The following is a 24,513-nucleotide window of genomic DNA, read 5'->3' on the forward strand; positions in this document are numbered from 1 at the left end:
CACGTGTTTCCCCGTCAGGCGTCAGGGCGTGGAGGGATCGTGCAAGATCGGGTGCGGCGAGGGGAACGGCCGGCCACCCGGCGGGTAGCCGGCCGGATGGGGCCGGGTCAGGCGCTGGTGGCCGGGGACGGGAGCTCGGGCAGTTCGCGAGCCACCTCGTAGTCGGCGAGCTGGGCGATCCGCCGGGCGTGCCGGGCGTCGCCGGAGAACGGCGTCGCGATGAACGCCTCGACGAAGGCGGCCGCCTCGTCCAGGGTGTGCTGGCGGGCGCCGATGGCGATCACGTTGCTGTCGTTGTGCTGGCGGGCCAGCTCGGCGATCTCGGTCTTCCAGACGAGGGCCGAGCGGACGCCGGGGACCTTGTTGGCCGCGATCTGCTCGCCGTTGCCGGAGCCGCCGATCACGATGCCGAGCGAGCCCGGGTCGGCGACCACCTTGACACCGGTGTGGAAGCAGAACGCCGGGTAGTCGTCCTCGGCGTCGTAGACGTGCGGTCCGACGTCCACCACATCGTGCCCCTGCTTGGCCAGGTGGTTCACGAGGTGGTTCTTCAGCTCGAAGCCGGCGTGGTCGGAACCCAGGTAAAGACGCATATCGGAAGTCTTTCAGAAGGTGAGGGACGAACGCAGGGCGGACGCCACCTGATCAGCCGCGGCCCGCGCGGCGTCGATCGTGGCCAGCTTGCGGGCGAAGCCGTGGTTCACACCCATGTAGCGGGTGTGCACCACCGGGACGCCCGCGGTGATCAGCGCGTCGGCGTAGTCGGCGCCCTCGTCGCGCAGCGCGTCGTACTCGGCGGTGATCACCAGGGTGGGCGGCATGCCGGACAGGTCGGCCACCGCGAGCGGCGACACGTCCGGGGTGAGCCGGAGCACCGGGTCGGGGACGAACGTCTCCCAGGCCAGTTTCATCGAGGCGCGGTCCAGACCGTACTCCCCCACCTCGTCGTACGACTCGGCGGAGGTGAGCGGGTCGAGGGCCGGGTAGATGAGCGCCTGGAAGTCGAGCGGGGTGGCCGCGTCCCGCTGGCGGCGGGCGGTGACCGTGGCGAGCTGGCCGCCCGCGCTGTCGCCGCCGATCGCGAGCCGGGACACGTCCAGCCCCAGGTCGTCGCCGGACTTGCGCAGGTAGCGCAACACCGTCTCGGCGTCGTCGAGCGCGGCCGGATACACGTGTTCGGGCGCCAGCCGGTAGCCGACTGACACCACGGCGCAGCCGGACCGGTCGGCGACCCGTCGGCAGAACCTGTCGACGGTCTCGATGCTGCCGTAACACCAGCCGCCGCCGTGCAGGTAGACCAGCACCGGGGCGCCGATCCTGGTGGCGTAGAGGCGGCAGGGCACGCCGTCGGCGTCGAAGTCGGCGACCACCGGCAGCGGCAGCGCCGGGCCGGTCTCGGCCTCGTTCGACTCCTCCATCGCGGCCCGGACACCGAGCAGACGCTGGTACGGGTCGGCCGCGAGCTCCTCCGGGCTGGGCCGCCGCCGGAGCTGGGCGGCGGCCTCGACCTGCGGGTGCAGCATCAGCGGATGTCGGCCACGACCAGGCCGCCCCGAGCCTTCGGGGTGAACCAGGTGCTCTTGCGGGGCAGCTTGAGCCGTTCCAGGTTGACCTCGACGAAGTCGTCGACGGTCACCGGGGCGATCAGGATCGCCAGCTCGGCCCGGCCGGACTCGACCTCGCCGCGCAGCCACTCGACCGGGTAGTCCCCGCCGATGTAGGCGATCCGCTTGTCGCCGGCGTCCAGCCCGAGCGCGTCCCGCAGCAGGATGCGCTCGACGAGGGCGTGATCCAGGTTCTCCACCGAGGTGCCGGCCGGGTCGGCCGGTAGCCCGACTGCGAACGTGCGGCCTCCGCCGTACAGCTCGATGGTGCCCTTGATCGGAAGCTGCGCGACGCGCGGCAGCTCGGTGACCGTCGCGCCGGCCGCGCGCAACCGCTCGAGAAGCTCGCCGAGCGAGGCCGGCAGCTCGCTGACCAGGCGGTTGTATGGCTGGATGAAGACCGACGCGGGGGTGGTGACGACGGCCAGGAAGCGCTCCAGGCCGCCGGTCTGCGCGGCGAGGCTGCGGTGGTTGCCGTCGGCGACCACCAGCTCGCCGCCGCCGGCCAGGGCGAGCAGGCGATCCTGGAGCTCACCGGGGCTGACCGGCCAGATCGCATGGGTACGCCCGGAGCCGTCCACGTCGGTCGCGGCCGGCTCGCCCGCGGCGTCGGTGGCCTCGGCGAGCGCGGCGTGCAGCTCCTCGCCGCGGCCGGTCTGGAGCAGCAGCACCGGGGAGAGCAGGGCGCCCACCGACTCGGCGAGGGCGACGCGCTCGCGGACCTTGCTGATGAAGACGTCCTCGTTGCGGATGACCAGGCCGGGCTCGTCGGCGCTGGTGGAGATCTGGCCGGTCTCGACCATGCTCCACAGGCCGTACGCGGGCGCCTCGCCCGGCGCGGATATGCGGTAGAGCACCACGACGTGCTCCGCCTGCCGGTACTTCTCCTCGGCCTGATCACGCTGCAGGCGGACGACGGCGTCCGGCAGGGACTCGAGGAAGGACTTCCCGAGGGACTCGGGCGCGAGGTGCGGCATCTCCACGGCAAGCGCGCTGTGCGGGTTGCCCTTGATGATGTCGGTGATTTCGGCGTCGTCGGCGAACTCGTCGTAATTCTGGGCCCCGGTACCTCCGTTGGTGATCCAGGCCAGTTTGATCGGGTGCACGACCGTCATGGCTGGCAACTTACCCGGCGAAGCTTGGGTACCTAACCACCGGCATAGTCCCTCGTGACCTGCTCAACTGTGATGTGCGGTGCAGATTCACCGGCCGTTCGGCGGGCCGTGCCGTCACGGTCACCGGCGGAGCGAGCATAATCGCCACTTCAGGGGGTAAATCGGCCCAGACGCCACGCTGGACACTGATGCTCGATCCGACCGAGTCGTTTTCCGGCATTAGCCGCCTCCGCGTTGGGTGAGGTGTAGGTCACCTCATCCAACGACGGATCATGGGCGAAGCGTCGCTTTTCCGTGCGACTACCACCGAACAGCAACTGTCAGTCGAAGATCGGCCCCAGGTCGCGGCTGCGCTTCAGCTCGTAGAAGCCGGGCGTGCCGGCCACCAGGACCACACCGTCCCACAGCTTGCCGGCCGCCTCGCCCTTCGGCGCCGGGGTGATGACCGGGCCGAAGAAGGCGACCGTCTCACCCGGGTTGGGCCCGGGCGCGTGGATCACCGGGGTGCCCACGTCGGTGCCGACCGGCTTCATGCCGGCGTTGTGGCTGGCCCGCAGCGCCTCGTCGCGGGCGTCGGTGAGCGCGGCGCCGGCCAGGCTCGGGTCGAGGCCGACCTCGGCCAGCGCCTCTTCGAACAGCTTCGGGTCCTGCGTGTCGTACTTCTGCAGGTGGATGCGGGTGCCGAGGGCGGTGTAGAGGTCACGCAGCACAGCCGGGCCGGCGGCCTCGGCGGCGGCGATGCAGACCCGGACCGGGCCCCAGCCCTTGGCCAGTAGCTGCTTGTAATTCTCCGGGAGCTCGTCACGGCCCTCGTTGAGCACGGACAGGCTCATCACGTTGAACCGGACGTCGAGTGGACGGACCTTCTCCACCTCCAGCAGCCAGCGGGAGGTGATCCAGGCCCACGGGCAGAGCGGGTCGAACCACATGTCGACGGTGGCACGTTCAGTCATGGCTCGATCTTCCACCCTCATCGGGGCACGGTCGGGGTGAGTTACGTCGCCGTGTCCGCATAGGCTGCGGGTAAAGCAATCAGCTGTCAGCTCGAAGGAGAGTGCACGTGGCCGGTGTTCACAACCTGACCCAGGTCGAGGCTGCGGAGCGTGGTCGATTGCTCGAGGTGACGGGGTACGACATCACCCTTGACCTGACCGACGGGCACGGCAACCCCGGCTCCGACACGTTCCGGTCCACCACAGTGATCAACTTCAGGTGTGCCGAGCCGGGCGCAGCCACGTTCATCGAGGCGGCCGCGGTGCGGATCAACTCCGCCACGCTGAACGGGACGGACCTGGACCTCAGCGCCTGGACCGCGGAGAAGGGCCTGGCGCTGCCCGGTCTCGCCGCCGAGAACACCCTCGTCGTCGACGGGGACTTCGGATACTCGGCGAGCGGGCAGGGGCTCCAGCGCAGCCTCGACCCGGTCGACAAGGAGGTCTACCTCTACAGCCAGTTCGAGACGGCGGACGCGCAGCGGGCGTACGCCTGCTTCGACCAGCCCGACCTCAAGAGCGTCTACACGTGGCACGTGACGGCGCCGGGGCACTGGAAGGTCGTCTCGAACATGCCCGTGGAGTCCGAGGAGGCGGCCGCGTTCGGCGCCAAGTCGGTGCACTTCACCACCTCGCCCCGGATGAGCACCTACATCACGGCGATCTGCGCCGGGCCGTACCACGAGGTCCGCGACTCGCACGACGGCATCGAGCTGGGCGTCTTCTGCCGCGCCTCGATGGCCCGCTACCTGGACGCCGACGACCTGTTCCTGATCACCAAGCAGGGCTTCGACTTCTTCCACGAGAAGTTCGGCGTGCGGTACCCGCTGCCCAAGTACGACCAGCTGTGGGTGCCCGACTTCAACGCCGGCGCGATGGAGAACTTCGGCTGCGTCACCCACGCCGAGTCGCACTACATCTTCCGCTCGCAGGTCACCGACTACGAGTACGAGCAGCGCGCCAACACGATCCTGCACGAGCTGGCCCACATGTGGTTCGGCGACCTGGTCACCATGCGCTGGTGGAACGACCTGTGGCTGAACGAGTCGTTCGCCGAGTGGGCCAGCCACTGGTGCAACACCGAGGCCACCCGCTTCGCCGACGCCTGGTCGACGTTCCTGTCCATCCGGAAGTCCTGGGGCTACCGGCAGGACCAGCTCTCCTCCACCCACCCGGTGTACTGCGAGATGCCGGACCTGGAGGCGGTCGAGGTCAACTTCGACGGCATCACGTACGCCAAGGGCGCCAGCGTGATCAAGCAGCTGGTCGCGTACGTCGGGCTGGACCCGTTCCTGACCGGTCTGCGGGCCTACTTCGGCAAGTACGCGTGGGGCAACGCCACCTTCGACGACCTGCTCACCGAGCTGGAGACGGCGTCCGGCCGGGAACTGCGCAAGTTCGCCGCGCAGTGGCTGGAGACGGCTCAGGTCAACACCCTGCGCCCGATCGTCGAGCTGGACGCCGACGGCCACTACACCAGGGTCGTGGTGCAGCAGGAAGCGCCGGTCGACTACCCGACGCTGCGTACCCACCGGGTCGGCATCGGCCTGTACGACCTGGACGGCGACCGCCTGGTCCGGCGTGAGCTGATCGAGGCGGACGTGGCCGGCGAGCGGACCCCGATCGAGGCGCTGACCGGGGTCAAGGCGCCGGATCTGCTGCTGGTCAACGACGAGGACCTGACCTACGCGAAGCTGCGCCTGGACGAGCGCTCGATGGCCACCCTGGTCCGGCACATCGCGGGCTTCGACTCGGCGCTGCCGCGGGCCCTGTCCTGGGCCGCCGCGTGGGACATGCTGCGCGACGCCGAACTGGCCGCCCGTGACTACGTCGCCCTGGTGGTGGCCGGCCTGCCCGCCGAGAGCGACATCAACCTGACCACCGCCACCCTGCGGCAGGCCGGGATGGCGCTGACCAGCTTCGCCGACCCGGAGTGGGCGCCGGAGGGCTGGGCGCTGGTGGCCGGGCTGGCGCAGCGTCAGCTGGCCGCGGCCGAGCCGGGCAGTGGCTGGCAGCTGACCTGGGCGCGGGCCTTCATCACCGCGGCCCGCACGCCGGAGCAGGCGGCCGTGCTGCGGGGCTGGCTGTCCGGCGAGGCGAAACCGGCCGGCCTGGTCGTCGACACCGAGTTGCGCTGGTCGCTGCTCCAGGCTCTGGCCGCGCTGGGCGCCGCCGCCGAGTCGGAGATCGACGACGAGCTGGCCGGGGACAAGACGGCCAGTGGCGAGCGGGAGGCGGCGATCGCCCGTGCGCTGCTGCCGACGCCGGAGAACAAGGCGCGGGTCTGGGCCGAGCTGACCGGGCCGCAGGCGCCGCCGAACTGGCTGAACCGGTCGCTGCTCCAGGGCTTCCAGAGCACCCGGCAGGTGGCGCTGACGGCGCCGTACGCGGAGAAGTTCTTCGCCGCGGTGGCCGGTGTGTGGGCGCGGTCGGACAGTGAGCCGGCTCAGGAGTTCGCGACCATGGCGTACCCGGTGTTCCAGATCAGCGAGGAGACGGTGGCGCTCACCGACGCCTGGCTGGCGCAGGACGGGCATCCGGCGTCGCTGCGGCGGCTGGTGGCCGAGGGCCGGGACGGTGTGCTCCGCGCGCTGAAGGCGCGAGCCAAGGACAGGGCCGCTTCCTGACCGATTGTGATTATCGGCCCGTCTCCGGATCCCGGGGGCGGGCCTTTCACATGCCAATACTTACCAGCAGATAACCCGCCGGAAACAACTCTGTGTGAGTAGGCTGGCACTCCGCGGTGATGGAGGTGGCCTGTGACGATGCTGAGCCATGGTGCTCCGGTGCGGTGGAGCGCGCCCGGGGGCCGGTGGACCCAACCCGACCTCCAGCTGTTCCCGCAGGACGGCCATCGGTACGAGATCCTCGACGGCAGCCTGCATGTCACCCCGCCGGCGGACGCCCGCCACGGCTCGATCGTCGAGTCGATCGTCACAACACTGCGGTCCGCCGCGCCGCCCGGCTGGTGGGTCTGCGCCCGCCTCGGCATCGCGATGGAGACCAGCAACCTGGTGCCGGACGTCACCGTGCTGCGGCCGCACTCGTCCGGCGCCATCTGGGTGGACCCGGCCGACGTCGCGCTCGTGGTGGAGGTCGAAGCGGGTGAGACCAGGCGTTACGACCGGCTGCTCAAGCCGGACGTCTACGCCGCGGCCGGCATCCCGGCCTACTGGCGGGTGGAGGAGGGACCGGTCCTGCGAGCGTTCGCCCTGGACGGGACGGGCTATCGGCCCGCTCAGGACGTGGCCTCCGACGAGCAGGCCAAACTCGACGCCCCCTACCCGGTCCGGGTGAACCCGGCCGCCTGGCGCTGAGACCGGGGCCGCGGCCGGGCTGGGCTCAGCCCCGGCCCGCGTGCGACGCCAGCTGGTCGATGCCGATCATCAGGCCGCCGGCCAGGTCTCCGCCGCCGAACGACGCGGCCATCGACAGGCCGGCCAGTTTCGCGTCACGGTCGGAGATGCGCTTGCGCGCGTCGGTGCCGGTGATGATCTCCAGCTTGCGCTGGTTGGGCGACACCGCGATCAGAACCGCAGACTTCGGGTTGCGGGTCTGGGCGTGCAGTTTCCCCGCCGACTCGCGTGACGGGTCCTCGAGCGGGCCGAGGTAGATGCTGAAGTTGAGGCCGGTCACCTGATCGGCGACACGGAGAGCCTCGTCGAGGCGGAGCAGTTGCCGGGTCGAGAACGGGCCGTCGACCGGCTGCTCGAGCGGGGTGACATCACCAACTGTCACTTGCGCCTCCTGTTGGACCGGGCCGGACGGGTGCGCCGGAGCTGTCCTCGATGATCAGCCCGGAGGAGTGGCCGTCGCCGGCCGGCACGACCTGCTGCGGAGTGGCGGTGAACCACATGGCCGGGAAGTCGTAGGGACGGCCCGGGCGGTAACGGCGATCCGGCTTCGACCGGTCGGAACCGGCGAGCACAAGAGTCGCGATCGTCCCGATGACGGCGGCCGGAATGATCACGAAGACCAGAACGGTGCTGATAACTGACAACTCAACGCCCCCAGGCGTCAACATTCCCTATTGATTCCGAACATCAATCACCGTAGCGGAGCGCATGTCGTCCCGGACCGTCGGGTCTCGAACCGGGGTCTCACGCCGTCGGGATCTACGCGGAATGTGCAAGGAGGTGCGAAAATCACCCTCACGCGCCGTCCGCGTGCTTTCCGGAGCGAACGGCAGGAGGGGGATCCCATGCGCCTGTTCGTCCCCGCCGTCCTCGCGGGCCTCGCCTGTGCCCTGATGGGCGCCTCCCCGGCCGCTGCCGCGGCCGTGTTCGTCGAGCTCAACCCCAGCACGGTGCGGGCCGGCGACGAGTTCGCGCTACGCGCGTCGTGTGACGACAACCTCAAATCGGCGACGGTGCGGGGCGGGCCGGTCGGCTCGGTCACCGTCGAGCCGGAGTTCGGGTTCCTGACCGCGACGGTACGGGTGCCCGCCGACACCGAGCCGGGCGACTATCCGGTCACCCTCACCTGTCCCGAGGGCGGCGGAGCCACCGCCGTCCTGCACGTGGTGGCGAAGGTGGAGCCGTCCCGTGGCCCGGCGACGGGTGGCGGCGGCACCGCCCCCGGCCCCACGGGTCCGCTTCTGATCGGCGGCGGGCTCGCTCTGACACTGGCCGGGCTGGTCCTCGGCGCGGTGTCGTTGCGCCGCCGGCGGGTCGGCTGAGGGCCCGCCGTGGCGAGCGGGGACAACCGGCCGGCCGGCGCACGCGTGCCGGACGCAGTCGCGCACAAGCGCCCGGCCCAGATCATCACGGCGCCGCCGCCCGGGGTCGTCACCGGGCCGCTGCCGCCGACCCCGGAGATCAAGGGCCGGTCGCCGTTCCGGCTGGCGCTCCCGGGCCGGATCCCGAAACCGCAGCCGGTCCGGGGCCGCAAGGGCGGGATGATCGGGATCGTCGCGCTGGTGCTGCTCTTCCTCGGCCTGTTCGTGGTCGGCCTGGGGCTGGGCTTCGCCACCGGGTTCGACCTCGGCGGCCTGTTCCGTGGGGCGGATCAGCCGCCACCCCGGGCCTTCCCGGTGCTGGAGCCGAGCCGGCCGCAGCGCCTGGAGATCCCGTCGATCGGGGTGTCCGCGCCGATCCTGGAGGTGGGGCTGGCCGGTGACGGTTCGGTGGACGTGCCACCGCTGCGACGGCACAACGAGGCCGGCTGGTTCGAGGGCGGGCCGACACCGGGCCAGTTCGGGCCGGCGCTGATCGTGGGGCACGCGGACACCCGTACCGGGCCGTCGGTCTTTCATCGCCTTGATCAGATGCGGGCGGGGCAGGAGATCCGGGTGACCCGTCAGGACGGCACGGTCGCCATCTTCAAGGTCAACTCAGTGGAGACCTTCGACAAGGGCGAACTGCCGGCCGACCGTGTCTACGGTGACTACACCCGGCCGTCGCTGCGCCTGATGACCTGTGGTGGCAAGTGGCTGGGCGGCGAGGAGGGCTACGAGGACAACATCGTCGTCTTCGCCTCTCTGGTCGACTCACGCGACGTCTGAGGCGCCGGAGGTCAGGCCGCCTCGGCCTCGAGGTGGGCGGTGGGCAGGTCGAGCCAGTCCATCCAGCGGGGGTCGGGGGTGCGGTGACCGAGGACCCGCCACGCAACGCCGCGCGGGGCGGCCGGGGCGGCGTGCAGGCGCCAGCCCAGCTCAGCCGGGGTCTTGTCACCCTTGGAGTGATTGCACTTGGCACAGGCGGCGACCACGTTGTCCCAGGCGTGCAGCCCGCCGCGGCTGCGCGGGAAGACGTGATCGATGGTCTCGGCCGAGCCGCGGCAGTAGGCGCAGCGGCCGCCGTCACGGGCGAAGATGGCCCGGCGGGAGAGACCGACGTGCGTCCGGTACGGAACCTTCACATACCGGGTGAGGCGGACGACCGACGGAACGGGAACGGTCTGGTGCGCGCTGTGCAGGATGCCGTCGCCGTCGGAGACGCACTCGGCCTTGGCGGTCAGGAGCAGGATGGTCGCTCGACGCACCGATACGACGCACAGCGGCTCGTAGGTGGCGTTGAGAACTAACGCGGAAGAGCCAACCGTGGGTCGTATGTCAGGCATCGCGATCACCCTTCCGGTGTCAGTTGCTGTAAACCGCTCCCATAGCCCATGCGTGTGTGAGATGGGCCTCGTCGAACTAGCCCGTTGCGCCAATAGTCCCTGATGGATGACCAAATTGCGAGCAGAATCCGTAGCCGTTCGGTAAACGTCTGAGGTCTTCACCCAGCCCGACCCGGTACCTTGACTACCCGTGTTCCCCTTAGCCGCCGCAGCGCCAGGACCGAGCTCGTCGGCCGACGTCTTCGTGACGCCGGTCTGCAAAGACGACGCGCTGTGCACCCAGATCCTCGACTACACCAAGAGCGAGTGGCTCGCCACCAGCAGCTACGTGGTCGTGATCAAACCGCTCCGGATAGCCGCGATCATCCTGGTCGCCCTGCTCCTCCGCTGGCTGATCCACCGCGCGATCTCCCGGCTGGCCACCAGCACGTCGCGGGCCTCGATGCCGGCGCTGCTGAAGCCGCTCAAGGAGAAGGTGACGGTCACCGCCGAGGAGGGGCAGTTCATCCCCGAGCGGCGGCGGCAGCGGGCCGAGGCGATCGCGTCGGTGCTGCGCAGCTTCGTCAGCGCTGTGATATTCACCATGGCCGCGCTGCTGGTGATGGGTGAGCTGGGGTTCAACCTGGCGCCGCTGCTGGCCAGCGCCGGCATCGTCGGCGTGGCCCTCGGCTTCGGCGCGCAGAGCCTGGTCAAAGACCTGATCGCCGGTCTCTTCATGCTTCTGGAGGACCAGTACGGCGTGGGCGACACGGTCGACCTGGGCGAGGCCACCGGCGTGGTGGAGAGCGTCGGCCTGCGGATCACCACGGTCCGCGACGCGCGGGGTGTGCTCTGGTACATCCGCAACGGCGAGATCGTCCGGGTCGGCAACAAGAGCCAGGGCTGGGCGATGGTCGTGGTGGACATCCCGATCGGTTTCGTCAGCTCGGAGGAGGCGATCGCCGTGCTCAAGGCCGCCGCCGAGACCGTCGCGCACGACCCGGAGCACGAGACCGGTTTCCTGGAGCCGCCGGACGTGATCGGTGTCGAGCAGCTGACCGTGGAGGGCGCGGTGATCCGGACGATCGCCAAGACCACCGCCGACAGCCAGGTCTCCATCCAGCGTGACCTGCGCCGGGCACTGACCGAGTCGCTGGAGACGTCCGGTCTGTCCGAGCGGATCGCCGCGTCCCGGCTACTGCCGCGCAGCGCGGTTCCGCCGTCGTGGATGGGCGGCGGCGCCACGGCTCCGGAGCAGCCCGGCGGCGCGACCTAGGATGGAGCGGTGAGCGAACCGACCTTCTTCGACGCCGTGGGCGGCGAGCCCACCTTCCGGCGTCTCGTCGACAAGTTCTACGAGGGTGTCGCGGAGGACCCGCTGCTCCGGCCGATGTATCCGGAGGAGGATCTGGGTCCGGCCGCCGACCGGTTCACGCTCTTCCTGATGCAGTACTGGGGCGGCCCCACGACGTACTCCGACAATCGCGGTCATCCGCGGCTGCGGATGCGTCATGCGCCGTTCCGGGTCGACGCGGCAGCCCGGGATGCCTGGCTGAGCCACATGCGGGTGGCGGTCGACTCGCTGGGGCTGCCGGCCGGTCAGCAGGCCCAGCTCTGGGAGTATCTGGAGCGCGCCGCCTACTTCATGGTGAACGCGATGGATCAAGCCTGACAGTGTCGCGGGGGCCGATGGCTCGTTGATCGGATTGTCACTCACAGTCCGGGGAGCCCTTCCATGCGCCGTCGTGTGCTCGCGACCGCCGTCGTCGCGGTCTTCGCCATACCGTCGATCACCGGCGTTCCTCCGGCGGCCGCGGACACGTATCACCCGACGGTGGTCTCGGCCGATCCGGTGGACTTCACACCGCACGTCCTGGACGGCACGGTGTGGTCGCTGGCGCTGGTGGGTGACACGGTGGTGGTCGGCGGGGCCTTCACCAAGGTGTCCGACGCGAGCCGGCGGGTGACGTTCGCGCGCAAGAACATCTTCGCGTTCGGGCTGCACGACGGGCAGATCCGGACGTTCGCCCCGGAGGTGGACGGCGCGATCTATTCGCTGGCCGCCGGACCGGACCACTCGGTCTATCTGGGTGGCGCCTTCAAGAGCGTGAACGGCACGGCCCAGCGGGGGCTGGCCCGGGTCTCGGTGGACGACGGTTCCCGGTACTCGTCGTTCGGCGCCCGGGTGAACTGGGGTGACGTACGGTCCCTGGTGCCGCGGGGTGGCAGCCTGTACGCCGGTGGCACGTTCTCGGCGGTCAGCGGGGTGCGCCGGACCGGCCTGGTCCGGCTGAACGCGGTGACCGGTGTGGTGGATCAGGGCTTCGACGCCCGGCTGACCGGGCCGGGGCTGAAGCGGACCCGGGTCGAGCACTTCGACGTCTCCCTGGACGGGCGGAAGCTGATCGCCGTGGGCGCCTTCCTGAAGTCGGGTGGCGCGGACCGCAACCAGATCGCGCTCTTCGACGTGGGCGGGCCGGGCGCCGTCCTGAACGGCTGGTACACCGACGCGTTCATCCCGACCTGCATGCAGGGTTTCGACACCTATCTGCGGCAGGTGAAGTTCTCGCCGGACGGCTCCTACATCGTGGTGGCGGCGACCGGGCGGGCGTCGTCGGCGCAGAAGCTGTGCGACTCGGCGTCCCGCTTCGAGACCCGGACCGCCGGAAAGCAGACTCCGACGTGGGTGCAGCGGACCGGCGGGGACTCGCTGTACGCGGTGGCGATCACCGGGCCGGCCGTCTACCTGGGCGGGCACCAGCGGTGGTTCGACAACCCGTACGGCACCGACGGGAACGGCCCTGGTCCGGGGGCGGTGTCGCGGCCCGGTATCGGCGCGGTGAACCCGAACACCGGCAAGGCCCTGGAGTGGAATCCCACCCGGTCCCGTGGGGTCGGGGTGCGTGCCTTCCTGGTCACGCCGGATTACCTGCTCGTCGGCTCGGACACCGACCAGCTGGGCCGCGAATACCACGGCCGGGTCGGCATGTTCCCCCTACCAGGGGCTTAGAGCAGCGCGCCCTCGTCGTGCAGCCAGTCCACGAAAGAGGTGGCGACCGCGGCGCCGCAGTCGAGCAGCTCGACGAGCAGCGAGTCGTGGACACCCGCGGCGAGGGGCACCTGCAGCTCCGCGTAGATCGGGAGCTGGCCGCGCTCGGTCGGGTCGCCCACATAGGCCTTGCAGAACCGTCGGGTGTGGTTCCACTCGTTGACCACACGGTAGGCACGGTCCGCCCAGTCCGGCGGGACCGTCGCGTGTGGCCGGGCCCGCATGACCAGGATCTCGTCCTCCGGGCCCTCCAGGGTGAACAGCACGGCGTGCCGCTCCCACATGGCCAGCAGGCTGCCCCCGCCGTCGGCGAGGAAGCGGATGTCGAGCAGGTCGAGCGCCTTGCCGACCCGGGTCAGCTGCACCGGCGTGACCGGATCGGACGTGCCGGGCGTGGACAGATCGGACGCGACCCCGGAGCGGCTCGGCTCCCGCTGGGCCGGAACACCGACGCGAACGGTGCTCTGCACCGCAACCTCGCCGCCACCGGTATCCGACTGCTCATTGCTCGCAGCCGATCCCGGACGCCATGACCACCACGGCATCGTGTGCACCTCGCTCCCCAACAGACCCACGCCGGACGTTGCAGTGGATCCGAGGGCCGACGGTACCCGCACCCTTCCTGAAGGTCATCCCCCTAACGGGAGGGCGGGACCAGAAGAACGATCCACCGTCACCCTTTCGGGTGACCCACCATCGGCATAACGGTCAATTTGTGAACGCTCTGTCGCCACGCTACTCCATATGGTGCAGAAATTCCCACCCAGCCACCGGCTACGCGAACCCTCGCCTCGACCGGGTCCGCGTCCCTCGGACCGAGGAAACCCATCCGGGCGACCGCCTGGACGAGTCGCTGGGAGATCTGCACCGGGCGCCCGGCGTCCGGAGTGACCACCAGAGCCACGTGATCGAGGAGCGCGTCCCGCACCGCACGCTGACCGACCGCACGCCCGGACATCCCACCGGAGGCGATCTCGCGCAGGGTGCCGGCCGCCGCCTCGGCGAGCCGGGTCAGCTCGGCGCCGGAGACCGACTCGACGGCCTGGCTGGCGGGCGGCGGCAACGGCCAGCGCCACTGGGTGTCCCGGCGTTCCGGCAGCGCATCGCCACCGGCGGCCAGCACCGCCAGCATCTCCGCGGCGGAGACCGTCGCGTCGCCCGGCCCGGGACCGGCCACCTCACGGGTGACCAGCACATCCCACGGCAGACAGGCCCAGAGGGCGGTCCGGCCGCCGGCCGAACGGAGCCGCACCGGCGCGGCCGGGTCGAGCCGGGTGAGCCGCGCCAGGAACGCGCCTGCGTCGGGAACCCCGAGCAGGCCGTGCTCACTCATGACCGGTTGACAATCATCAGGACACCTCGGTGTACGGCCGGAGAAAGTCACGCTCGGCGTCCGACAGCCGGCGCGGATGCCCCTTGACCAGGTTGTAGGGCACACAGACGGATTTCGCCCGGCTGGCCAGCACACCGTCGTCGAACAGGTCGTAGGAGACGGTGAACGACGCGGCCCGCAGCTCGGAGATCCACATCTCGATCCGGACCGGGTCGCCGAAGTCGACCGGCCGCAGGTAGTCGATCTCGTGCCGGGCGATCACGATGCCCTCCTCGAAGGAGCCCAGGCCGTGCGCCTTGGCCCCGACGAAGAACATCGCCACGCGCGCCTCCTCGTAGAGGGTGAGGAAACGCGCGTTGTTGACGTGCCCGTACGCGTCCATGTCGGACCATCGCACGGGCACGTCGTAAACGAAACGACCGTCAGTCACGCGTCAGCTTGCGGTAGGTCACCCGATGCGGGCGGGCCGCCTCGGCGCCGAGCCGGTCGATCTTGTTCTTCTCGTACGCCTCGAAGTTGCCCTCGAACCAGAACCACTTGTCCGGGTCCTCGTCGGTGCCCTCCCACGCGAGCATGTGGGTGGCCACCCGGTCGAGGAACATCCGGTCGTGGGAGATGACCACGGCGCAGCCGGGGAACTCGAGCAGCGCGTTCTCCAGGCTGGAGAGCGTCTCCACGTCGAGGTCGTTGGTCGGCTCGTCGAGCAGGATCACGTTGCCGCCGATCTTCAGCGTCATCGCTAGGTTGAGCCGGTTGCGCTCGCCACCGGACAGCACCTTGGTCGGTTTCTGCTGGTCCGGGCCCTTGAAGCCGAAGGCCGCCACATACGCCCGGGACGGCATCTCGACCTTGCCGACCATCATGTGGTCGAGACCGTCGGAGACGACCTCCCACACCGTCTTGGCCGGGTCCAGGCCGGCGCGGCTCTGGTCGACATACGACAGCTTGACCGTCTCACCGATCCGCACCGAGCCCTCGTCCGGCTTCTCCAGCCCGACGATGGTCTTGAACAGCGTGGTCTTGCCGACGCCGTTCGGGCCGATGATGCCGACGATGCCGTTGCGCGGGAGCGAGAACGACAGGTGGTCGATGAGCGTACGCCCGTCGAAGCCCTTGGTCAGGTCGTTGGCCTCGATGACGGTGCTGCCCAGACGCGGGCCCGGCGGGATCTGGATCTCCTCGAAGTCCAGTTTCCGGGTCTTCTCCGCCTCGGCGGCCATCTCCTCGTACCGCTCCAGGCGGGACTTGCTCTTGGTCTGGCGCGCCTTGGCGTTGGACCGCACCCACTCCAGTTCCTCGGAGAGGCGCTTCTTCATCTTGGCGTCCTTGCGGCCCTCGACGGAGAGACGCGCGGCCTTCTTCTCCAGGTACGTGGAGTAGTTGCCCTCGTAGCCGATCGCCCGGCCGCGGTCCAGCTCCAGGATCCAGCCGGCCACGTTGTCCAGGAAGTACCGGTCGTGGGTGATCGCCAGGACGGTGCCCGCGTACTTGGCGAGGTGCTGCTCCAGCCAGTGCACGGACTCGGCGTCCAGGTGGTTGGTGGGCTCGTCGAGCAGCAGCAGGTCGGGCGCCTCGAGCAGCAGCTTGCAGAGGGCGACGCGACGGCGCTCACCACCGGAGAGCTGGGTGACGTCGGCGTCCGGCGGCGGGCACCGCAGCGCGTCCATGGCGAGGTCGAGCTTGGAGTCGACGTCCCACGCGTCGAGGTGGTCGAGCTCCTCCTGGAGCTTGCCCATCTCGTCCATCAGCTCGTCGCTGTAGTCGGTGGCCATCAGCTCGGCGATCGCGTTGAAGCGGTCGAGCTTGGCCTTCGTCTCGGCGACGGCCTCCTCGATGTTGCCGAGGACCGTCTTCTCCTCGTTGAGCGGGGGCTCCTGCATGAGCATGCCGACGGTGTAGCCGGGCATCAGCCGGGCCTCGCCGTTGCTGGTCTTGTCGAGCCCCGCCATGATCTTGAGCAGGCTGGACTTACCGGCGCCGTTCGGGCCGACGACACCGATCTTGGCGCCTGGCAGGAAGCTCAGCGTCACGTTGTCGAGCACGACCTTGTCGCCGTGCGCCTTGCGCGCCTTTTCCAGGACGTAGATGTACTGGGCCACGGTGTGCCCTACCTCCGAGATCGTGGATTGTCGGTGCCGGGATCAAAGGGCAATCTTTTCACCCGCCACGCCCGGGCCGTTCGGCAACCCCGGGCACTTCAATCCTGGACGACGGCCTGCTCCTCGACCGTGCCGTCCTTGTGCGTGATGACCAGCCGGTCGAGGCTGACCGTGAAGGTCGCCCCGTCCGGTGCCGTGGCGGTGAACGCGCCCACCCCGTCGTACCGCACCCAGGCCAGGAACAACGCCGTCTTGTTCTCCACCCACGGGGCCTCGGCGCCGCCCTTGTTCGCGTGATAGAAGAGCTCGCCGTCGGCGTCCTGGCAGACCCAGACGACCGCCCGGCTCTCCGTCCGCACCCGCAGAACCTGCCGTAACTCACCGTTGGCCCCGAATTGCTCACCCATTTTCTGGGTACGGTCCAGGCACGCCTGACCTGCCGGAAGCAGTGACGGTGACGGTGACGGGTCCGGGGCCGCCGGGCCGGCGCTGCTGTGCCGCTCGGAGAGCAGATAGCCGCCGATCAGGCCGATGATCGCGAGCAGCGCCGTGGCGATCACCACAGGGAAGAACAATGGCTGCCGTCGCTGGGAATGATCATCAACCGGGGTCACCGGCACAGGATGGCACCCCGTCCCGACCGGGTCCATCACCGTCTATCACGGCGGCGAACCGGAGCCGGTGAGAAAGCGAGAGCTTACACACAGTAGGCTCACGTTGGGAACAGAAACCACTCGGAGGTGTACTCAGCGTGGCCCAACGAAGTTCCTTCGTCGTCGTCGCCAACCGTCTGCCCGTGGACGAGGTCACTACGCCGGACGGTGAGAAGCAGTGGCGGCCCAGTCCGGGCGGCCTGGTCACAGCCCTGCATCCGGTCCTGGTCGAGCATCAGGGCACCTGGATCGGATGGGCCGGTGGCTCCGGTGAGGCGCCGGAGCCGTTCGACCTCGAGGGCATCCACATCCACCCGGTTCCGCTCAGCGACGAGGAGCTGGAACGCTATTACGAGGGCCAGTCCAACGCGACCATCTGGCCCCTCTACCACGACGCCGTCGAGACCCCGGTCTACAAGCGGCGCTGGCGCGAGACGTACCGCGTGGTCAACCACCGGTTCGCGCAGGCCACGGCGGAGGTGGCCGCGGAGGGCGCCACCGTCTGGGTGCAGGACTACCAGTTGCAGCTCGTGCCCTCGATGCTCCGGGAGATGCGCCCCGATCTGCGGATCGGGTTCTTCCTGCACATCCCGTTCCCGCCGATCGAGCTGTTCATGCAGATGCCGTTCCGGGCCGAGATCCTGCGCGGCCTGCTCGGTGCCGACCTGGTCGGTTTCCAGCAGAGGCTGGCCGCCCAGAACTTCGTCCGCCTGGCCCGGCACCTGCTCGGCCTGCGTTACGAGGGCCAGTCGATCCAGGTCGACGGGCGCAAGGTGAAAGCCGGCGCGTTCCCGATCAGCATCGACACCGCCGAGATGGAACGGCTCGCCGCCGACCCGGCCGTGCAGGCCCGGGCCAAGCAGATCCGGGCCGAGCTCGGCGATCCACAGACGGTGATCCTCGGTGTCGACCGGCTCGACTACACCAAGGGCATCGAGCTGCGCCTCAAGGCGTTCCGCGAGCTGCTCGCCGACGGCAAGCTCAACATCGGCGACGCGGTCATGGTGCAGGTCGCCACGCCCAGCCGGGAACGGGTCGAGCACTACCAGACCCTGCGGGTGAAGGTGGAGCGCGAGGTCGGCCGGATCAACGGCGAGTTCGGGCGGGTCGGCACGCCGGCCGTGCACTACCTGCACCAGTCGGTCAGCAAACAGGAGCTCGCCGCGATGTATGCGGCGGCCGACGTGATGATGGTGACCCCGCTGCGTGACGGCATGAACCTGGTCGCCAAGGAGTACATCGCCTGTCGCGGCGACACCGGGGGCGCGCTGGTGCTCAGCGAGTTCGCCGGCGCCGCCACCGAGCTGCGCCAGGCGTTCCTCTGCAACCCGCACGATCCGGACGGCGTGAAGGACGCGCTGCTCCGGGCGGTCGGCGCCGAGCCGTCCGAGCTGAAACGACGGATGCGCGTGATGCAGCGGCATCTGCGGACCCACGACGTCGCCCGGTGGGCACATTCCTTCCTCGACGAGCTCGGCGTCGAAGAGGGCTGAGGCAGGCGAGAGGGCGCCGGGCCGATCTCGGCCCGGCGTCAACCCTTGCGGCGGTACGGCCGGAGCCGCTCAGCCCGCCGCCGGGGTGAACTGCTCGCTCACTGCCACCACCTCGCCGATCACCACCACCGCGGGCGGTCGGATGCCGGCCGTCGCGGTCTCCTCCGCCACCGCCCCGAGGGTGCTGGTCAGCGACCGCTGGTGGGCCGTCGAACCCTCCTGGACCACGCCGACCGGGGTGTCCGCCGAACGGCCCTCGGCGATCAGGCGCTCGGCGATCCTCGGCAGGTTCTTCAGGCCCATCATCACCACGACGGTCCCGCGCATCCGGGCCAGCGCCGCCCAGTCGACCAGAGTGTCCGGGTGGTCCGGCGGGATGTGCCCGGAGATGACGGTGAACTCGTGCGCCACCCCACGATGGGTGACCGGGATACCGGCCAGCGCGGGCGCCGCGATCGAGCTCGTCACCCCGGGCACCACCAGCACCGGCACACCGGCCTGGGCGCAGGCCAGGGCTTCCTCGCCGCCCCGGCCGAAGACGAAGTTGTCGCCGCCTTTGAGCCGGACCACGAACTTCCCCTGAGCGGCCCGGTCGACCAGGATCCGGTTGATCTCCTCCTGGGCGGCCTGCGGGCCGTACGGGATCTTCGCGGCGTCGATCAGCTCGACCTCGGGACGCAGCTCACCCAGGAGCATCCCGGGGACCAGCCGGTCGGCGACCACCACGTCTGCGGCGGCGAGCAGCCGACGGCCCTTCACCGTGATCAGCTCCGGGTCGCCGGGGCCGGCGCCGACCAGCGCCACGCCTTTGAACTCGGGTGATGCCGGTGGGGAGGCCTCCAGCACGTTCGCCACCATGTCCCGGACCGCCATCGCACGGCGGCGGTCACCACCGTCGGTGACCGCCACGGTGACCTGGCCGTGCCTGGTGACGGCCGGAGTCCAGGCGGTCGCGGCGTCACGGTCGTCCGCCCGTACACAAAAGATGTGATTTTGCTCTGCCGCGACGCTGACCTGGGCCGCCGCCTGCGGGTCGTCGATCGCGACATGGACCAGCCAGGCGCCCTCGACGTCGCCGGGCGCGAAGCGCCGAGGCGTCCAGACCGCGCGGCCCGCGTCGACGTGGCCCTGCAGGGTGGGGGTGAGCTCCGGGGAGACGATCTCGACCCGGGCGCCCGCCGCGATCAGCGCCGGCACCCGGCGGGTGGCGACCGTGCCACCGCCGACGACCAGCACACGACGGCCGTCCAGTCGCAGCCCCAAGGGGTAGATGCTCATTTCTCCGACACTCCCGCGCTCATCTGCTCCGCCATTCCGGCGCTCATTTCTCCGCCATTCCGGCGCTCATTTCTCCGACACGCCGGCCGAGTCGAACGTCGCCACCTCGTGCAGCACCCGCACCGCGGCCTGCACGACCGGCAGGGCCAGCACCGCGCCGCTGCCCTCGCCGAGGCGCATGCCCAGGTCGAGAAGCGGCTCCAGGCCGAGGTGGGCGAGCGCCACCGAGGCGCCCGGCTCAGCCGAACGGTGCCCGGCGACCATCGCGGCCACCGAGTCGGGCGCGAACGCCGCGGCGGTGACGGCGGCCGAGGCGGCGATCACGCCGTCGACGATCACCGGCACCCGGCACGCGGCGGCGCCGAGGATGAACCCGGTGAGCGCGGCGTGCTCCAGGCCACCGATCGCGGCCAGCACGCCGAGCGGGTCGGCCGGGTCCGGGGAGTGCCGGTCCAGCGCGGCGGCCACCACAGTGACCTTGTGGGCGAGCGTGTCGTCGTCGATGCCGGTGCCCCGGCCGGTGACCACGCCCGCCGACGTGCCGGTGAAGGCCGCGATCAGCGCCGCCGCGGGTGTCGTGTTGGCGATGCCCATGTCGCCGGTGAGCAGTGCTTTCGCCCCCTGCTCGACGAGCGTCCGGGCGACCTGGACGCCGACCTCGACCGCGGCCAGGGCCTCCTCGCGGGTCAGCGCCGGGCCGATCGTCATGTCCCGGGTGCCGCGGCGAACGTTCGCCTCCAGCAGGTTCGGCCCGCCGTGCAGCGGGATCGCCACGCCGACGTCGACCACCATCACGTCGGCGCCGGTCTGCCTGGCGAACGCGTTGACCACGGCGCCGCCGGCCACGAAGTTGGCCACCATCTGCGCGGTGACCTCCTGCGGCCAGGGGCTCACCCGCTGGGCGTGCACGCCGTGGTCGCCGGCGAAGACCGCGACGGTGGCCGGCGTCGGCAGCGGCGGCGGGCAGACTCCGGCCAGGCCGGCCAGCCGCACCGACAGCTCCTCCAGCGCGCCGAGTGAGCCGGCCGGCTTGGTGAGGCGGGCCTGCAGGTCACGGGCGGCGGTCATCGCCTCGCCGTCGGCGGGCCGGATGGCCGCCAGGGTGGTCTCCAGCGTCACGGTCGCTCCTCGATCACTTCGCTCAGAGTCTGCACGAATCGTTCTGTGGTGGCAGTGTCGCGCACCGCAATCCGGAGCCAATCCGCGCCCAGCCCCGGGAAGGTGTCGCCACGGCGCACCGCATAGCCGCGTTCACGCAGGTCAGCCCGGATCTGGGCAGCGCCGGGCAGGCGTACCGGAACAAATGCGGATGCTGGATCACCGGGAACCGTGACGCTCGGCACTCGCCGCAGCCGTTCCACCAGATGGGCGCGCTCAGCCGCAAGAGCCGCGGCGATCTCGCGTTCCGCGGCGACCGCGACCGGCGACGCGCAAGCGGTCGCCGCAGCGAGCGCCGGCGAGGAGACCGCCCAGAGCGGCTGCGCGGCGGCTAGCTGCCGCAGCAGATCGGCCGGGCCGAGCGCGTAGCCGATCCGCAGGCCGGCCAGCCCCCAGGTCTTGGTCAGGCTACGCAGCACCACCAGACCGGGCAGGTCGCGGCGCTCGGCCAGCGACTCCGGCTCGCCCGGCAGACCGGGCCGGAAGGTGGTGTCGGCGAACGCCTCGTCGACCACCAGCACGCGGCCCGGACGGGCCAGTTTCGCCACGTCACCGGCCGGGTGCAGGACCGACGTCGGGTTGGTCGGGTTGCCGGCGAAGACCAGGTCGGCGTCCTCCGGGACCAGGTCCGGATCGAGCCGGAAGCCGTCCGCCTCGCGGAGGATCACCCGTTCCACCTGATGGCCGGCGTTGCGCAGCGCGGCTTCCGGCTCGGTGAACTGCGGATGCACCACGACCGGCCGGCGGGCCCCGCGCAGGGCTTGCGCGAGCAGCACGAACGCCTGCGCCGCACCGGCGGTGAGCAGCACCTCGGCCGGGTCCCGGCGGTGCCGCGCGGCGATCGCCGCGGTGGCCTCGCGCGCGTCCGGATAGGCCGACAGCGAGCCCAGCGACGCGGCGATCGGATCCGCCAGCCAGCCCGGCATGGCCTGGCGCCGCACGTTGACCGCGAGATCGATCAATCCCGCACCCACCTCGGCGTCGCCGTGATGATCGAGGTCGAAACTCATGGGCTCAGCATGCCGGACCGGGCGCCGCGCCAGACTTCGGCCGTTCCGTCCGAACATGAGCACCTTTGTCATACCTTCGAAGAGTGACCAACCGACGCCCCACCGTAGCCGGAAGAGTCGCCCTCCTGATCCGGGCCGGACTGATCGCGGGCCTGGTCATCACCGGCCTCTCCTACCCGTTCGCCGCACTGGCCGGCATGGGCGTCAAAGCCGGCGCCGAAGCCCTGGAGAACATGCCCGAGCAGCTCACCGAACTGCCGCCGGCGCAGACCACCTACGTCTACGCCAACGACGGGAAGACGCTGCTCACGATGTTCTACGAGGAGCATCGCAAACACGTCGCCCTCAAGGACATGTCCCCCTACGTGATCAAGGCGATCGTCGCCTCCGAGGACTCCCGCTTCTACGAACACCACGGCGTCGACGCCAAAGGTGTGGCCCGCGCGTTCGTCGCCAACCAGAAAGCCGGCGGCGTCTCCCAGGGCGCGTCCACCCTCACCATGCAGTACGTCCGGATGGCCCTGCGGGACAGCGCCCGCACCCCGCAGGAGGCGCTGGAGGCCACCGAGCAGACCACCGCCCGCAAACTGCGTGAGATGCGGCTCGCCATCGAGGTCGAACAGCGGCTCAGCAAGGAGGAGATCCTCGAGCGATACCTCAACGCCGCCTACTACGGGCACCGCGCCTACGGCATCTTCGCCGCCTCCCAGATCTTCTTCTCCAAGGCGCCACGCGACCTCAGCCTCACCGAGGCGGCGCTCATCGCCGGACTGGTCAAGGCGCCGTCCGCCTACGACCCGGCCACCAAGAAACCGAAAGCCGCACTGGACCGCCGCAACTACGTGATCGACCAGATGCTCAAAGGCAACGCGATCACCGCCGAACAGGCCGGCGCCGCCAAGAAATCGAAGATCAAACTGAAGCTGAGCACACCCCCGAACGGCTGCGTCTCGGTCGCCGCCCGGCACAACGACTGGGGCTTCTTCTGCGACTACTTCACCAACTGGTGGCGCGAACAACCGGCCTTCGGCCGGACCCCGCTGGAACGCGAGGAGAACCTGCGCCGCGGCGGCTATCGGGTGGTCACCACCATCGACCCCAGGATTCAGCGGTACGCGATGAGCCACGTACTCGAGAAGGAGGGCCGGGGCAGCGCCATCGCCCACGGACAGGTCGTCGTGCAGCCCGGCACCGGGCGGGTGCTCAGCATGGCGGTCAACCGCACCTACTCCCTCGACCAGGAGAAGAACGGCCGGCACAGCGACTGGCGCCAGGACGACGACGTCAAAGGCAACTACCCGAACACCGTCAACCCGCTGCTCGGCGGTGGCGACATGGCCGGTTACCAGGCCGGATCCACCTTCAAGATCTTCACGATGCTGGCCGCCCTGGAAGCGGGCCTGCCACTGTCCACCTCGTTCTACTCGCCGCAACGGTTCGTCTCCCGGTACATCACCGCGCCCGGGCCGGCCACCTGCGGCATCTACTGGTGCCCGAAGAACTCCAGCGAATCGATGACCGGTACCCAGAACATGTGGACCGGATTCGGAAAATCGGTCAACACCTACTTCGTGCAGCTCGAACAGCGGATCGGCGCGGAGAAGGCGGTCCGCATGGCCGAACGGCTCGGGCTCCGCTGGCGCACCGACATCGACCGGAAACTCGCCACCAAGGAACACGCCTCCGGCTGGGGCGCCTTCACCCTCGGGGTCAGCGACGCCACCCCGGTCGAGATGGCGAACGTCTTCGCCACCCTCGCCGCCGAAGGCAAATACTGCGAGCCGCTGCCGGTCGTCAGCATCCGCAACCCGGACGGATCGCACGCCCTCTACCAGGACCGCCTCATCGCCGAACCCCGCTGCCACCAGGAGATCAAGGTGAACGTGGCCCGAGCCGCCACCGACGCGGCCCGCTGCGTCACCGGTTACGGCTCGTCCCGCGGCGGCTGCGGCGGCTGGGGAACGTCGTCGATGGTCTACGGCACACTCGGGCGCCCGGTGGCCGGGAAGAGCGGCACCACCGACGGCAACAAGACCGCCTGGTTCAGCGGATACACCCCGCAGCTGGCGGCCTCCGCTTTCGTCGCCGACCCGGACAACCCGGAACACCTGGTCGGCTCGGGCCGCTCGACGATGTCGAAATACACGGTCGCGCAGACCTTGCGGGACGCCCTCAAAGGCAAACCCCGAGAAGATTTCAAACCCCCTGCCGACAAGTACGTCTGGTAGCCGCCCACACCCAGCTGTCCGCCACCGCCGCCTCGCGCCCTCCGTGGCAGCGGCCAGAACCAGCCACAAAGGCCCGACTGCCGCCACCCCTGAGCCGATCTTGCACGAAGATGCACCTCAGGGCCGATCTTGCAGGTGTCTCCACGCCCCGGAGGCTTCCGCACAGCCACCTCAGCCCGCGAAGGACAGCCCTCACATCTCCTCGCCCGCGGCGTCTCCCCACGGCCCGCCACCCACGGCCCGTATCTCGCCAACCGGCTCTCGCCTCGCCCGTCGTCTCTCGCCTCTCGCCTCTCGCCTCTCGCCTCTCGCGGATCTTGCACGAATCTTCACCCTCGCGCCGATCTTGCAGCCCTTTCCACGTCCCGAGAGTCTTCTGCGTGGTGGTGTGGTGGGGTGGTTGTCGATTCCTCGTGTGGGTGGTTTGAGGTGTCGCGGTCGGGTGACGGGGTGGGCGTTGGG

General features: G+C 70.1%; 24 protein-coding genes. 9 read left to right on the top strand and 15 right to left on the bottom strand.

The window, feature by feature from the left end; all coding sequences use genetic code 11:
• Window positions 1-107: 107 nt before the first annotated feature.
• The 4 genes from AB0E94_RS40280 to AB0E94_RS40295 all read right to left on the bottom strand — a co-directional run bounded on the left by AB0E94_RS40280 (window position 108) and on the right by AB0E94_RS40295 (window position 3,672).
• Window positions 108-593, bottom strand: a complete 486-nt coding sequence (locus AB0E94_RS40280) for a ribose-5-phosphate isomerase (RefSeq protein WP_360337438.1) — start codon at window positions 591-593, stop codon at window positions 108-110.
• Window positions 594-605: 12 nt separating this feature from the next.
• Window positions 606-1,523 (bottom strand): alpha/beta hydrolase, encoded by a 918-nt coding sequence (locus AB0E94_RS40285; RefSeq protein ID WP_360337441.1) that lies wholly within the window; start codon window positions 1,521-1,523, stop codon window positions 606-608.
• Entirely contained in the window at window positions 1,523-2,719 is a 1,197-nt protein-coding gene (locus AB0E94_RS40290; RefSeq protein WP_360337444.1) for a DUF1015 family protein, read from the bottom strand. Before AB0E94_RS40290 ends, AB0E94_RS40285 begins: the two co-directional genes overlap by 1 nt.
• Before the next feature lie 320 nt (window positions 2,720-3,039).
• The gene (locus tag AB0E94_RS40295; RefSeq protein ID WP_360337446.1) at window positions 3,040-3,672 is read right to left on the bottom strand and encodes a disulfide bond formation protein DsbA; all 633 of its coding nucleotides are present in this window, start codon (window positions 3,670-3,672) and stop codon (window positions 3,040-3,042) included.
• A gap of 107 nt (window positions 3,673-3,779) precedes the next feature.
• On the opposite strand from AB0E94_RS40295, the gene pepN reads away from it, so the two are divergent.
• Window positions 3,780-6,338, top strand: a complete 2,559-nt coding sequence (gene pepN / locus AB0E94_RS40300; protein ID WP_360337449.1) for an aminopeptidase N — start codon at window positions 3,780-3,782, stop codon at window positions 6,336-6,338.
• Between the two features lie 138 nt (window positions 6,339-6,476).
• The gene (locus AB0E94_RS40305; RefSeq protein WP_360337501.1) at window positions 6,477-7,028 is read left to right on the top strand and encodes a Uma2 family endonuclease; all 552 of its coding nucleotides are present in this window, start codon (window positions 6,477-6,479) and stop codon (window positions 7,026-7,028) included.
• A gap of 25 nt (window positions 7,029-7,053) precedes the next feature.
• Here AB0E94_RS40305 and AB0E94_RS40310 read toward each other — a convergent pair whose 3' ends face one another.
• Window positions 7,054-7,449, bottom strand: a complete 396-nt coding sequence (locus AB0E94_RS40310; RefSeq protein WP_360337452.1) for a DUF5130 family protein — start codon at window positions 7,447-7,449, stop codon at window positions 7,054-7,056.
• Window positions 7,436-7,711, bottom strand: a complete 276-nt coding sequence (locus AB0E94_RS40315) for a hypothetical protein (protein WP_360337455.1) — start codon at window positions 7,709-7,711, stop codon at window positions 7,436-7,438. Before AB0E94_RS40315 ends, AB0E94_RS40310 begins: the two co-directional genes overlap by 14 nt.
• A 201-nt stretch (window positions 7,712-7,912) precedes the next feature.
• Here AB0E94_RS40315 and AB0E94_RS40320 point away from each other — a divergent pair, with 201 nt between their 5' ends.
• Both AB0E94_RS40320 and AB0E94_RS40325 read left to right on the top strand, forming a co-directional pair.
• The gene (locus AB0E94_RS40320) at window positions 7,913-8,389 is read left to right on the top strand and encodes a hypothetical protein (RefSeq protein ID WP_360337458.1); all 477 of its coding nucleotides are present in this window, start codon (window positions 7,913-7,915) and stop codon (window positions 8,387-8,389) included.
• A 9-nt stretch (window positions 8,390-8,398) separates the two neighbouring features.
• A complete protein-coding gene (locus AB0E94_RS40325) occupies window positions 8,399-9,214 on the top strand; it encodes a class F sortase (protein ID WP_360337461.1) in 816 nt (271 codons plus the stop codon).
• 11 nt (window positions 9,215-9,225) lie between these two features.
• On the opposite strand, the gene AB0E94_RS40330 is transcribed toward AB0E94_RS40325, so the two are convergent.
• Window positions 9,226-9,771, bottom strand: coding sequence for an HNH endonuclease (locus AB0E94_RS40330; protein WP_360337464.1), 546 nt, complete (start codon window positions 9,769-9,771; stop codon window positions 9,226-9,228).
• 244 nt (window positions 9,772-10,015) lie between these two features.
• Between AB0E94_RS40330 and AB0E94_RS40335 the strand changes: the two genes are divergently transcribed.
• The 3 genes from AB0E94_RS40335 (at window position 10,016) to AB0E94_RS40345 (ending at window position 12,760) form a co-directional block, all read left to right on the top strand.
• Entirely contained in the window at window positions 10,016-11,026 is a 1,011-nt protein-coding gene (locus AB0E94_RS40335; RefSeq protein ID WP_360337504.1) for a mechanosensitive ion channel family protein, read from the top strand.
• Between the two features lie 9 nt (window positions 11,027-11,035).
• Complete coding sequence (locus AB0E94_RS40340; RefSeq protein ID WP_360337467.1) at window positions 11,036-11,422, top strand: globin; 387 nt, start codon at window positions 11,036-11,038, stop codon at window positions 11,420-11,422.
• 63 nt (window positions 11,423-11,485) lie between these two features.
• The gene (locus AB0E94_RS40345) at window positions 11,486-12,760 is read left to right on the top strand and encodes a delta-60 repeat domain-containing protein (protein WP_360337469.1); all 1,275 of its coding nucleotides are present in this window, start codon (window positions 11,486-11,488) and stop codon (window positions 12,758-12,760) included.
• Here AB0E94_RS40345 and AB0E94_RS40350 read toward each other — a convergent pair.
• The 5 genes from AB0E94_RS40350 to AB0E94_RS40370 form a co-directional block, all read right to left on the bottom strand.
• Window positions 12,757-13,344 (bottom strand): YbjN domain-containing protein, encoded by a 588-nt coding sequence (locus tag AB0E94_RS40350; RefSeq protein WP_360337472.1) that lies wholly within the window; start codon window positions 13,342-13,344, stop codon window positions 12,757-12,759. The genes AB0E94_RS40345 and AB0E94_RS40350 overlap by 4 nt on opposite strands.
• A 128-nt stretch (window positions 13,345-13,472) precedes the next feature.
• Complete coding sequence (locus tag AB0E94_RS40355) at window positions 13,473-14,132, bottom strand: hypothetical protein (protein WP_360337475.1); 660 nt, start codon at window positions 14,130-14,132, stop codon at window positions 13,473-13,475.
• A gap of 16 nt (window positions 14,133-14,148) precedes the next feature.
• Complete coding sequence (locus AB0E94_RS40360; protein ID WP_360337507.1) at window positions 14,149-14,529, bottom strand: thioesterase family protein; 381 nt, start codon at window positions 14,527-14,529, stop codon at window positions 14,149-14,151.
• A gap of 25 nt (window positions 14,530-14,554) precedes the next feature.
• A complete protein-coding gene (gene ettA, locus AB0E94_RS40365) occupies window positions 14,555-16,231 on the bottom strand; it encodes an energy-dependent translational throttle protein EttA (protein WP_360337478.1) in 1,677 nt (558 codons plus the stop codon).
• Between the two features lie 98 nt (window positions 16,232-16,329).
• Window positions 16,330-16,845 carry a hypothetical protein gene (locus AB0E94_RS40370; RefSeq protein ID WP_360337481.1) on the bottom strand — a complete coding sequence of 172 codons (516 nt, stop codon included), beginning with the start codon at window positions 16,843-16,845 and terminating at the stop codon, window positions 16,330-16,332.
• Window positions 16,846-16,982: 137 nt separating this feature from the next.
• Here AB0E94_RS40370 and AB0E94_RS40375 point away from each other — a divergent pair, with 137 nt between their 5' ends.
• A complete protein-coding gene (locus AB0E94_RS40375) occupies window positions 16,983-18,377 on the top strand; it encodes a trehalose-6-phosphate synthase (protein WP_360337484.1) in 1,395 nt (464 codons plus the stop codon).
• A 69-nt stretch (window positions 18,378-18,446) separates the two neighbouring features.
• Here the strand turns inward: AB0E94_RS40375 and cobA are convergent, their stop codons facing one another.
• The 3 genes from cobA to cobC form a co-directional block, all read right to left on the bottom strand.
• A complete protein-coding gene (gene cobA, locus AB0E94_RS40380) occupies window positions 18,447-19,655 on the bottom strand; it encodes a uroporphyrinogen-III C-methyltransferase (RefSeq protein WP_360337487.1) in 1,209 nt (402 codons plus the stop codon).
• A 66-nt stretch (window positions 19,656-19,721) separates the two neighbouring features.
• Window positions 19,722-20,774 (bottom strand): nicotinate-nucleotide--dimethylbenzimidazole phosphoribosyltransferase, encoded by a 1,053-nt coding sequence (gene cobT / locus AB0E94_RS40385; RefSeq protein WP_360337490.1) that lies wholly within the window; start codon window positions 20,772-20,774, stop codon window positions 19,722-19,724.
• The gene (gene cobC, locus AB0E94_RS40390) at window positions 20,771-21,823 is read right to left on the bottom strand and encodes an Rv2231c family pyridoxal phosphate-dependent protein CobC (RefSeq protein ID WP_360337492.1); all 1,053 of its coding nucleotides are present in this window, start codon (window positions 21,821-21,823) and stop codon (window positions 20,771-20,773) included. The genes cobT and cobC overlap by 4 nt, the downstream gene beginning before the upstream one ends.
• Window positions 21,824-21,906: 83 nt before the next feature.
• On the opposite strand from cobC, the gene AB0E94_RS40395 reads away from it, so the two are divergent.
• Window positions 21,907-24,051 carry a transglycosylase domain-containing protein gene (locus AB0E94_RS40395; protein ID WP_360337495.1) on the top strand — a complete coding sequence of 715 codons (2,145 nt, stop codon included), beginning with the start codon at window positions 21,907-21,909 and terminating at the stop codon, window positions 24,049-24,051.
• The last annotated feature ends 462 nt before the right edge of the window (window positions 24,052-24,513 follow it).

It is taken from the genome of Actinoplanes sp. NPDC026670, from assembly GCF_040638175.1.
Lineage (GTDB): Bacteria > Actinomycetota > Actinomycetes > Mycobacteriales > Micromonosporaceae > Actinoplanes.